6 protein-coding genes are annotated in these 10,694 nt (G+C 58.4%); 2 read left to right on the top strand and 4 right to left on the bottom strand.

All coding sequences use genetic code 11. The annotated features are described in order from the left end of the window. Positions 1 to 129: 129 nt before the first annotated feature. Positions 130 to 5,106: a dermonecrotic toxin domain-containing protein gene (locus GPL81_RS25815; RefSeq protein ID WP_343038533.1), complete on the bottom strand. Its 4,977-nt coding sequence runs from the start codon at positions 5,104 to 5,106 to the stop codon at positions 130 to 132. A 190-nt stretch (positions 5,107 to 5,296) separates the two neighbouring features. Between GPL81_RS25815 and GPL81_RS25820 the strand changes: the two genes are divergently transcribed. Next, positions 5,297 to 6,445, top strand: coding sequence for a sensor histidine kinase (locus tag GPL81_RS25820; protein ID WP_160109011.1), 1,149 nt, complete (start codon positions 5,297 to 5,299; stop codon positions 6,443 to 6,445). Between the two features lie 85 nt (positions 6,446 to 6,530). On the opposite strand, the gene GPL81_RS25825 is transcribed toward GPL81_RS25820, so the two are convergent. Continuing rightward, complete coding sequence (locus tag GPL81_RS25825) at positions 6,531 to 6,836, bottom strand: chaperone modulator CbpM (RefSeq protein WP_096513651.1); 306 nt, start codon at positions 6,834 to 6,836, stop codon at positions 6,531 to 6,533. A 24-nt stretch (positions 6,837 to 6,860) separates the two neighbouring features. Continuing rightward, a complete protein-coding gene (locus GPL81_RS25830) occupies positions 6,861 to 7,805 on the bottom strand; it encodes a DnaJ C-terminal domain-containing protein (RefSeq protein ID WP_160109012.1) in 945 nt (314 codons plus the stop codon). A gap of 295 nt (positions 7,806 to 8,100) precedes the next feature. On the opposite strand from GPL81_RS25830, the gene GPL81_RS25835 reads away from it, so the two are divergent. Continuing rightward, complete coding sequence (locus tag GPL81_RS25835) at positions 8,101 to 9,375, top strand: Hsp70 family protein (RefSeq protein WP_160109013.1); 1,275 nt, start codon at positions 8,101 to 8,103, stop codon at positions 9,373 to 9,375. 114 nt (positions 9,376 to 9,489) lie between these two features. Here GPL81_RS25835 and GPL81_RS25840 read toward each other — a convergent pair whose 3' ends face one another. Beyond that, positions 9,490 to 10,503, bottom strand: a complete 1,014-nt coding sequence (locus GPL81_RS25840) for an AI-2E family transporter (RefSeq protein ID WP_160109014.1) — start codon at positions 10,501 to 10,503, stop codon at positions 9,490 to 9,492. Positions 10,504 to 10,694 lie beyond the last annotated feature (191 nt).

Consider the following 10,694-nt stretch of genomic DNA (forward strand, 5'->3'; position numbering starts at 1 on the left):
CAGGTCATCCATGACTGATTGGAAAGACTTCAGCCTAACGGACGACTCCGAAAAAAAAGCCTAAATATGTACCGCTTCTGCAGAGGCTCAAAAAGGATGCGATGGCCCGGGAACCATCGCACCACATCTTCATGCCTCAACAGTGAAAGGCACCTCGACCCTTTGCACCTTCGCCCTATCCATCGCTTGTTGCGTCAATTGCTTGAGCAAGTCGTCCCTCTCGCTTTTGATCACCGAGTACTGTTCCGTGAATTCGTCATCGGTCATGACCCGGCCTGGGACATATTCGCTTTCAGATTTGCCCAACTCATGCGCCAACGTTTTGATTTGCGCAGTCAAACGGTCCCTTTCCTCAGGTGACAGATCCGCATCGGCAGCCCTTTCGTCCAGCGCTGACTTGAACTCATAAAGCGTATTCATTCGTCGATCGAAGGACTCGAAACTCGCCCGATGGGTGTCCTCCACCCAGGAATTCCAGAAGGGTTGTTCGGCAATCGAATCCCGCAGCAAATCGCCTTCCTCCAGCGCCAGAACCCTCAAGCGTGCAGCTTCGATCATCGGCGGAGTAACGCCCGCGATACCGCGAAACTGCATGCTCCTGGCCTGCCAAGGCAAGTCGAGCCCATTCTGCGCTTGCGGCTTCGCCAATTCGGTGGTGAACGCCAGGTGAACTTCGACCACATCAATGGTTCCTGTCACATCACCGTCGGCACCCACCCGGCGAATCTGCTCACCGTTCGCCACGCGCTCCGCAATATGGTGCTCGGCGATCCGTTCGATCTCGTCCAGGCGCGACTTGCCCTTGGCCAGGCTGACCAGTTCGGCCTCGATCAACCCCGGATTCGCCAATCCATACGCTTCGTGGACAAGCACTTTCATGCCCAGCACATTGAACAGTTGCGTCGCGCCATCGACACACTGGGTTCGCGCCACGGCTTCGGCAAAAATCGTCGTGCGTAATTCGCTGTCTTCTGACATGGCCTCCAGCATGCGCCAGACCCTGGCGGTCAGTTCTAACCGGTAGCTGCCGCCAGCCTTGAAGTCGGCAGACTGAGTCAGCCTCCGAATCTCGTCGAAGAAGGCTTCAGAGTTGAATTCATCTTCAACGTCATTCCAGATGGGCTGCCAGGCCTGCCACTGTTGCTCGGTCATGCCTTCTGCCCACGCGGAGCTGTCCACTGTGCCTCTGGGCGGGTAAGGACGCTCTGGATCCAGCCCCATCGATTCGGTATAGAACTTGAGCTTCTCCAGATTCTCCGGTGACAGCCATTGCGGCTCGCGACTCAGCAACGTACGCGCCAGCAACTCGGCGCGGAAGGAACCCGGGGCAACGTCCGGTATTCGACTGATCGGGTTATTGCGCATGTCCAGATAGATGTTGCGCGGACGCGCTTGGGCGAACAGTCCGGTCGGCCAACTGTCGATGCCGGTGCTCTCCAGAATCAATACCTGCAACTTCGGCATCCGGCTGATATCGGGCAGTAACCCCAGCGGATTCGCTCTCAATCCCAGCGACTTGAGCCAGATCAAGCCTTTCAAACAGTCGACCGCCGCATGGGTCAACTCGATCCTGTTGTCGTTCAATATGAGGTGCTCGAGTTGGCGCAAATTGCCGATGATCGGCGGCAGGCGATTTAACTGGTTATGCCCCAGATCCAGTACGCGCAGACGGCGAAATGGCTTGATGAACGCCTCATGAGTGTTGAGCAAGTTGCAATTGCGCAGGCTCAGACTGGTGACGTGATCGAAGTTGGCGCCCAGGCGCGGCATGTTCGCCAAGTGATTCATGGGCACACCATCAAGCTTGAGCATCTGCGGGCGGACGATACCTGGAACGACCTCCCCGTCAGGGCCGGTTCGTTGCCAGCACTGCCGGACCGCCCTATAGAACAGTTCTCTGGATCGCAACTCCGCCATGCCCGCCGGGCTCAACCGATGAGCAAATGGCAGTGAATCCATCCAGACCCTGAACTTGTAGTTCAGCTCATTGAATTCGTCCTCCAGTGCACTCACTCGCTGATCGGCCAGCTCACCGAAGTCGGCCAGCATCGTACCAACCTGTTCTTCGGTAAACGCCGGATACAGGGAGCCGAGCCGTGTTTGCAACATTGATCTGTCGCCGAGTTGCCGGTAACCCTCCATCCCGCCGCGAAGGCGCATGGTCTGCGGATCATAAGCCGGCTTGCGGATAGGGTGCTCGGCCAGAACCGACTCGAAATGCTCATGACTCAACGGTGAGCTTCGTATTGCCTGCTTCAGCCGCCCACCTTCGTAAATGTCATACCCAAGGGCTTCCCGCTCGCTGTCCGGCAACGCATGTAATACCGATGCATAGAAATCGTCGGCGCCATGCAGGTGCTGGTCCTGTTCGTCACGTGCCTCGTACCGCCCGTTTTCGTCGCATACCAGAACTTTGCGCACAGGTGCATCGTCGGGACCAACACTGGCGTACAACTCACCACTGAACGAATACCCACGAATCTCGATGCGCATATTTTCCGACCAACCCGGCAAGTTGGCCAACGACGCCAGTTCAAGTCTGCGGGTGTCGTTGTTTGCCAGGCGCTCAAGGTAGAGGCCTTCATAAGCCCGGCTCAACCGCACGCGCGCCTGGGCCATTCGAGCTTGTTCACGCAGGCGCAAGGGTAGGCTCTGTTTTTCTGCCAGGTGCCGCAAATCCACGGGGTCTGCCTTGAGTACCAGCTCTTCGGCGACACTGGCCGGCAACTGTGGATACTCGCTGACCAACCAGTTGGCCCGGCTATCGGCGCTGACATTGCCTTGCCTGTAAAGCGCCTCGAATCGTCCGACGTCGCCGGTATCTGCCCACAGCTTGTATCGCTTGAAAGTGTCAACCAGCATCGCCGGTGGCAATTGATGCTCGACATGCAAGCGGCGCAATGCGTTTTCCTGCACGCCGCTGACGGTCAGCACCTGTTCGAGGCTTTCATCGGACCATGCCTGAGCCTCAGGCCCCAAGCGGCGCAGCAGCCGGAGTTTGTCCCATTCAAGCGGCTGGTCGAGTTCGGTCCTCCAGCTTCCGGCGCCGTTATGCTCCAGCACAGGCTGATAAGCCCCTGGCCGGGTGGGATGCTGCAGACGGTATCGCCCGGTTTCGGCATCCTGCCTGACCACATAATGCTGATCATCGAGACGCAGGACCTGCTGATCTTCATGCAGGTGAAGCCCCAGACCGTTTGCCCGGGATTCTTCGGGCAGCGTAAGCGGATGTCGGTAGGGCGTCAGATCAGGGCTCCACAGGCGCTCCTTGCCCTTGAATTGCACAGGCTTGAGATTCTCGACGAAGGGCGAAACCTTGACCGGCTTCACGGCGCCCGTGGGCAATACATGTCCGGCGCCCATCAGGGCCAATTGCGCGAAGTTGATCAGCACGCCGTTGATGTGGGCCCCTGCCTCTTCCCTGTCGCCTTTGCTCCAGTCCTCGATACCTTCGGCCAGCCCCGCCAGCATTTGCGCAACCATGACGCCCAGCACCGCCTCGCCCAACCCCGGGACCAGCATCGCGGCGAAGCTGAATACGTTCCAGCCAATGTCCAGGTAACTGGCCAGGCGCTTCCAGCGGGTGGCAGCATCTTCATCGTCGGTCGGCACGGCGATCTGTCGGGCATCGGCCAACGCCTTATCCCGACGTTCCCGAAACAACGTTATCCACAGGTCGCCGTCGATAACGTTGGTAATGGGTTCCGCGTTGGGGTTTTCGATGGCGGTCTCGCGCCACCAGGGCCCCATGTCGAGGGGGTCTCGTTGCTGCCAGGAGATGGTCTTCAAGCGTTCGTTGACACGAGCGAAAAATCGACCTTTGTCCTTCTGCGCCACGAAACGGCTGAAGAATGCCTGGTACTGCGGGTCTCGCAGCTGTCCGATCAGCGTTTTCATGAAGTCCGCCAGAGAGTCATATTCCCTCAACGGATGATCCGGATCGTCGGGGATGTAGGCGATCAATGGGCCACTCAAGCGGCTCTGTTGATAAATATCTTCATCGCGAAGCCATTCATCCTTCACGCCCTCGGGTCCATTGGCAAAGAACGCCTGGAGCAACTTGAATTGCTCGTACCCATCACCAGGTAGCACAGGAATGTGTCGGGACCAGTCAGTCCAGAACATCAAGTGATCTGGCGTCAAGGCATCGATGGCCTTTTTCACGGTCGATGGCTCGCTCACCGCACTGAAAAGCACAACACCTGTAAGTCTGAATCCCATCAAGGACAGACGATGATTGTGCAGGGGGCGTCCATTCAGCGTGATACCGGATTGGCCTTCCACCACTTCTCGAAGCCGGGCATAGGCACGGGCACTGACTTCGCCTTTCATGCGAGCGATAAACGAAAACAACTTGAAGGTTGCTTTTTCACTGGCAACCGAACGCTCCTGCACAGCGTGCCGCTGCGTTTTGTTTGACGGCGCCAATCGCGCCTTTAAATAAGTTTGATATTGCCCACCGATATCCAGCTTGCGGCACACACTGGCGAACTTCTCAGGCGTAATTTCATTGACATGTAGCAAGCCTCCCTGAGCGTCATTTTTATACACACCGGATCCACTGCGGAACGCTCCCACCAGGGTTTCCGCTTCTTCAAAATTATGCAGGGCCGACGCAAGCAACGAACTGCGGCGGATACGGCTGACACCGGTGTCTATACCGAACACAAGGTTATCGGGTACATAAAGTTGCAGCGATAAATCGTCCGGGTTTTCGCCAATGTTGAAGTTTTCCTTCAATGCATTGCTGAGCAATGGCTTGGCAAAAACCTCAATCTCATGCTGCAGGTTATCAAGCACTTCATCGAGTTCACCTTGTACACGCCAGCGTTCATCGATCAACGCTTTAAGCTGCTGCCGATTCACCTCCCGTGTGTTCATGTACCAATCCGGCATCCCGGGGTTCAGATTCAGCATGGATCCAAGCATGACATTCGATGCCTGTTTTATTGCATTGGGGATGATGCCGGCCACTCGATGCGCGTGAATGCTTTTATTAACGGCTGGTATAGGTAAAGCGGTCGTCGAAGTGCTTCCTTGCAAATCGGCCATGGTTAAAACCTTTATATGAAAAATGGAGTCATTAGCGTATTCGCGCGGCTCCAAAACAAAAGTCCGAATACCTGCTGGTTACAGGCAGAAAAGCCCCTAAATCGTTCGAAAAGCAGGTTTACACATACATCTATGCACCACCTCGGCAAGCCCACCTTGTGCTGCCCGTCTGCGTCGCTTTAATTCCGGCCCAAAGGAGCTAATATTTCGACTCGACTCGCCTTCACATGCTCAGGACTCCGCCATGCGCTTACCCGATTTCATCACGCAACAGGCGGACCATATCGTCGATGAATGGGAGCAGTTCGCCAAAACCATTACTCCCTCGGCCGAATACATGGATCGAGTGGCCCTGCGCGACCACGCCAAGGCCATTTTGCTGGCGGCCGTGCAGGACATGACCAAGCCGCAGAGCGCCAATGAGCAGATGGCCAAAGCCAGGGGTGATGGCCCGGAGAAAACCCCGAGCCTCGACGAAGCCGGGGCCAGCCATGGCGAACTGCGGCATACCGTGGGGTTCGACCTGGTACAGATGACCAGCGAGTTCCGCCACCTGCGCGCCTGTGTGATTCGCTTGTGGGTCGAGAGCCTGGAATCACCGGACATGGCGTACTTCCAGGACATGATCCGTTTCAACGAAGCCATCGACGAAGCCCTCGCCGAGTCCACGGCGGCCTATGCCGAACAGGTCAATCGTTCGCGGGACATTTTCCTGGCAATACTCGGCCATGACCTGCGCGCGCCCTTGCAAGCGGTGAGCATGTCCACCGAATTACTGATGTGCAAAGTACAGCTGGAGGGCGATGCACTGACCTGCGTCAACAACATCAAACGCGGCACGCGGCACATGGCGGTGATGGTCAATGATTTGCTGGAACTGGTGCGCAGTCGCCTGGGCAAAAGCCTGCCCATAGACCCGGTGCCCATGGACCTGGCTGCCGTGGCGCATGAAGCGATTGCCCAGGCCTGCGCGGGAAACCCGGAGTGCGATCCGACGCTGGACGTAGCGGGTGACATGCAAGGCAACTGGGATGCCGCGCGGTTGAGTCAGTTGCTGCAAAATCTTATCGGCAATGCCTTGCAGCATGGCTCGACCAAAGGCGATATAACGCTGACGCTCATCGGCGAGCCAGACACCGTTCGCCTTACGGTGCACAACTACGGCACCCCGATCGCCGAACAGGACATCGGCACGATCTTCGACCCGCTGATACGCAGCGCCGACGAAGAACTTGGCCGGCCGTCCACCAGCCTCGGGCTGGGTTTGTTCATCGTCAAGGAAGTGGTTGATGCGCACGGCGGGACGGTGGAGGTCAGTTCCAGCGAATTGGAGGGGACGTTGTTTACCGTGGTGTTGCCCAGAAAAGTGGGCGTGCAAGGTATTGATCTGTAGGAGCCTGGCTTGCCGGCGATAGCGCCCGCAAGATCGTTAGCGCTGGCAAGCCAGGCTCCAGCAGGATGGATATGGGATTCATCTTTTATTCAACCACCAACCGCCCCAACCGCTGCTTGAGCATCCGGTTCTCCGCCCGCAGCTGCTGGACCTCTTCCAGCAGGTCCAGCGCCAGGGCGACGCCTTCCCAGTCCAGCTCCAGGTCATGGCGCAGCTTGGCGGCCCGTTTGGCCAGGGCCAGTTCGTAATCGGTGAAACGCCAGTCCTTGGGCACGGCGCCCTGAGGTTCGAGGATGCCGTGCTCGACGATCTCGATCACGTAGACGTCCGACAGCTCGGTCGCCTCACAGAATTCTGCCAGGTCCAGTTGAACGATCAGGGGACTGCTCATAGTCAGTAGCTCCTTGGTTCCAAATCAGAAGTGCTCTCTGGGGTCGAACGCAGCTTTCTTCGCCAGTTCCTGCCACAAGGCCTTGATGTCATCGTCGGATTTTTTCGGCATGACAGCCTTCAGTTGCACGAACAGGTAACCCCGCTCACCGGCCTTGTTCATCAAACCGTGCCCCTTGGCGCGCATGCGCTGGCCATTCTGGCTGCCGGCCGGGACCTTGAGGTTGATCTTGCCGGTCAGGGTCGGCACGGCGACTTCGGTGCCCAGCGCCAGCTCCCACGGTGCCAGCGGCAGCGTGATGATCAGGTTTTCGCCCTCGACGTCGAATTTCGGGTGCGGCGCGAAACGAATCGTCAAGTACAGGTCGCCGTTGGCGCCACCGCCGACGCCCGGTGCACCCTGGCCCTTGAGGCGGATGCGCTCGCCGTCGGTCACGCCGGCGGGGATTTTCACGTTCAGGCTTTTAGGGGTGTTGCTCACGTGCTGGCCGGCCGCGTTGTATTGCGGCACCTGGAAGGTGACCTTCTTCGACTCGTTGGACAGGGTTTCTTCGAGAAAAACCCCCAGCTCCATTTCCACGTCCTGCCCTCGACGCCCGGTGCTGCGACGCGACTGCCCACCACCGAAACCAGGGCCACGGTTACCGAAGATCGAACTGAAGAAATCCGAAAAATCGCCGGTGTCCTGGCCTCCGCCGCCGAACCCGCCACGACTCTGCCATCCCGGTGGTCCCTGGAAGGGCTGACCGTGCTGGCCATAGCGGCGCAAATCGTCGTATTCGGCGCGTTTGTCGGCGCTTTTCAGCGCTTCATAGGCTTCGGACGCATCCTTGAACTTGGACTCGGCGTCCTTTTCCTTGCTGACGTCGGGGTGGTATTTGCGCGCCAGCTTGCGATAGGCCGCCTTGATCGCCTTGTCGTCAGCCGTCGGCTCCACACCGAGAATCTTGTAATAGTCTTTGAAGTCCATCGCGGGAATCACCATCCGTTATCGAAGTCGCGCCACCTGCCACAGCATGCGCTTGATTGCAGCGCAGAGGTTGACCGATCTCAAGGTTGTGACCGGGCAGCGCATCAGAAGTTTATCGGCAGCAGGCGGGGCGACTTGCGCTCGCCCCGGGCTGTCCGGTTGATGCAGGGTAGTTTGGGGGTGATGGCGCGTCTTTCAAGCGGTGAACGGCAAGATTTAGCGGATAACCGGCCTTCGATTCTGTGCCGCACTGGCATACACTGCGCGGCCGTTTTTTAACCGGAACTCGAAAGACATGAAAAACGCATCTCCAGCCCGTGCCGTGGGCATCGACTTTGGCACGTCCAACTCCACCGTCGGCTGGCTGCGCCCCGGCGTGGAAACGCTGATCGCGCTGGAGGACGACAAGATCACCCTGCCCTCGGTGGTCTTTTTCAACCTGGAAGAACGCCGCCCGGTGTACGGCCGGCTGGCGCTGCACGAGTACCTGGAAGGCTACGAAGGCCGCCTGATGCGCTCGCTCAAGAGCCTGCTGGGTTCCAAGCTGATCAAGCACGACACCAGCGTCCTGGGCACGGCCATGCCGTTCAAGGACCTGCTCGGGCTGTTCATTGGTCAGCTGAAGCAGCGCGCCGAAGCCGCCGCCGGTCGGGAATTCGAAGAGGTGGTACTGGGTCGGCCGGTGTTTTTTGTCGACGACGATCCGATGGCGGACAAGGAAGCCGAAGACACGCTGGTGGATGTGGCGCGCAAGATCGGTTTCAAGGAAGTCTCGTTCCAGTTCGAACCGATCGCGGCTGCTTTCGACTATGAGTCGACCATCGAGAAAGAAGAGCTAGTGCTGATCGTCGACATCGGCGGGGGTACATCGGACTTCTCGCTGGTACGCCTGTCTCCCGAGCGTCGGGGTGTGGATAACCGTCACGAAGACATCCTGGCCACCGGCGGTGTGCACATCGGCGGGACCGATTTCGACAAGCAATTGAGCCTGCAGGGCCTCATGCCGCTGTTCGGCTACGGTAGCCGGATGAAAAGCGGCGCCTACATGCCCACCAGCCACCACATGAACCTGGCGACCTGGCACACCATCAACTCGGTGTACTCGCAAAAATCGCAACTGGCGCTGGGCAGCATGCGCTATGACATCGAAGACACCGGCGGCATCGATCGCCTGTTCAAGCTGATCGAACAGCGTGCCGGGCACTGGCTGGCCATGCTGACAGAGGAAACCAAGATTGAGCTGACCCATGTCGATAGCCGTATCGTCCCGCTGGATCGCATCGAACCGGGTTTGAGCGTGGAACTGAGCCGTGCGCTGTTTGAATCAGCCATCGACAATTTGCTGGAACGCGTGCGCAACAGCGTCAGCCAATTGCTGGCGGATGCCGATGTGCGGGTCGATCAGGTGGATACGGTGTTCTTCACCGGCGGTTCGAGCGGTATTCCGGCGCTGCGCAACAGCGTTTCGGCGATGCTGCCGAATGCGCGGCATGTGGAAGGCAATATCTTTGGCAGCATCGGCAGTGGTTTGGCGATTGAAGCGGCCAAGCGCTACGGTTCGATGGACTGATCCAATATCGAGGCGCCTCCATCGCGAGCAGGCTCACTCCTACAGGGGAACGCATTCCAACGTGGGAGTGAGCCTGCTCGCGATGGGGCCATATCAGGCACTACAACTGCCTGATCAAACCATCCCCACCTGCCTCAACTCACTCTTCAAATACGCGTAGTAAATCGGCCCCGCCACCACCCCCGGCAGGCCGAACGCGGCTTCGAACACCAGCATCGCCAGCAGCAACTCCCACGACTTGGCACTGATCTGCCCCCCGACGATGCGCGCGTTGAGGAAGTATTCCAGCTTGTGGATAAAAATCAGGTAACCCAGCGCCGCCAAGGCCACCCAGATCGACAACGACAGACCTACGATGGTGATCAAGGTGTTCGACATCAGGTTGCCGATCACTGGCAACAGGCCCAGCAGGAAGGTCAGCACGATCAGCGTCTTGGTCAGCGGCAGCTTGATGCCGAACATTGGCAGCACCACGGCCAGGAAGATGCCGGTGAAGAAGGTGTTGAGCAGGGAAATCTTGATTTGCGCAAAGACGATATTGCGAAAGGCCTGGACCAGCAGGTGCAGGCGATCGAACAGCGCGGCAGCCAAAGGCTTGCGCTTGGTCAGGTCCGGTACGCGCTGCAAGGCAATGATCGCGCCGAGCACCATACCGATCAGCAACGTCACAAACATGTGCGCCGCGTCCTTGCCCACCAGTTGCAATTCACTGAGGTGTTTGCTGACCCATTCGCCAATCGCCACCCGAAACTCGGCGGCACTGGCCGGCAGGTAGGCGTCGATGAACGGTGGCAATTGCCCGCGTGCACGGTCGACCACGCCCATGAACTTGTCGAGGGAAGCCCCGGGGTTTTCCGCTTCGTGCAACAGAAAACTGATGGCGCCGGCAAAAATCAGCGACAGGACGCTGACAATCAGAGTTCCCAGCAACGCCACCGCCAGCCAGCGCGCGCGCCGACCTTCGATCAGCCGCTGCAATTGCGGGGTGAGCATGTTGACCAGTTCGAACACCAGCAACCCGGCCAACAGGCTGGGCAGCAACCGCAGCGGAATGACCAGCAGCAGTCCGCCAAAAATGATGACCCAGCTGATGACCAGCAATACATGACGCTGAGAAAACGTTGGCATACAGCCTCAAAACGAACGGCGTAAAAGGATTGGCAGTCTGCCAGCGATCCGGTGTGAGCACTAGGGATTGTGTGGGGCGACCTTGGTCGGGGGCAATCCGGTTTTTTGCAGCGACCTTCCGGGCCCTATCGCGAGCAGGCTCGCTCCTACAGTGGAACTGCTTACACAGGACAAATGTGGGAGCGAGCCTG

The organism is Pseudomonas izuensis (assembly GCF_009861505.1).
In the GTDB taxonomy this organism is placed as follows: domain Bacteria; phylum Pseudomonadota; class Gammaproteobacteria; order Pseudomonadales; family Pseudomonadaceae; genus Aquipseudomonas; species Aquipseudomonas izuensis.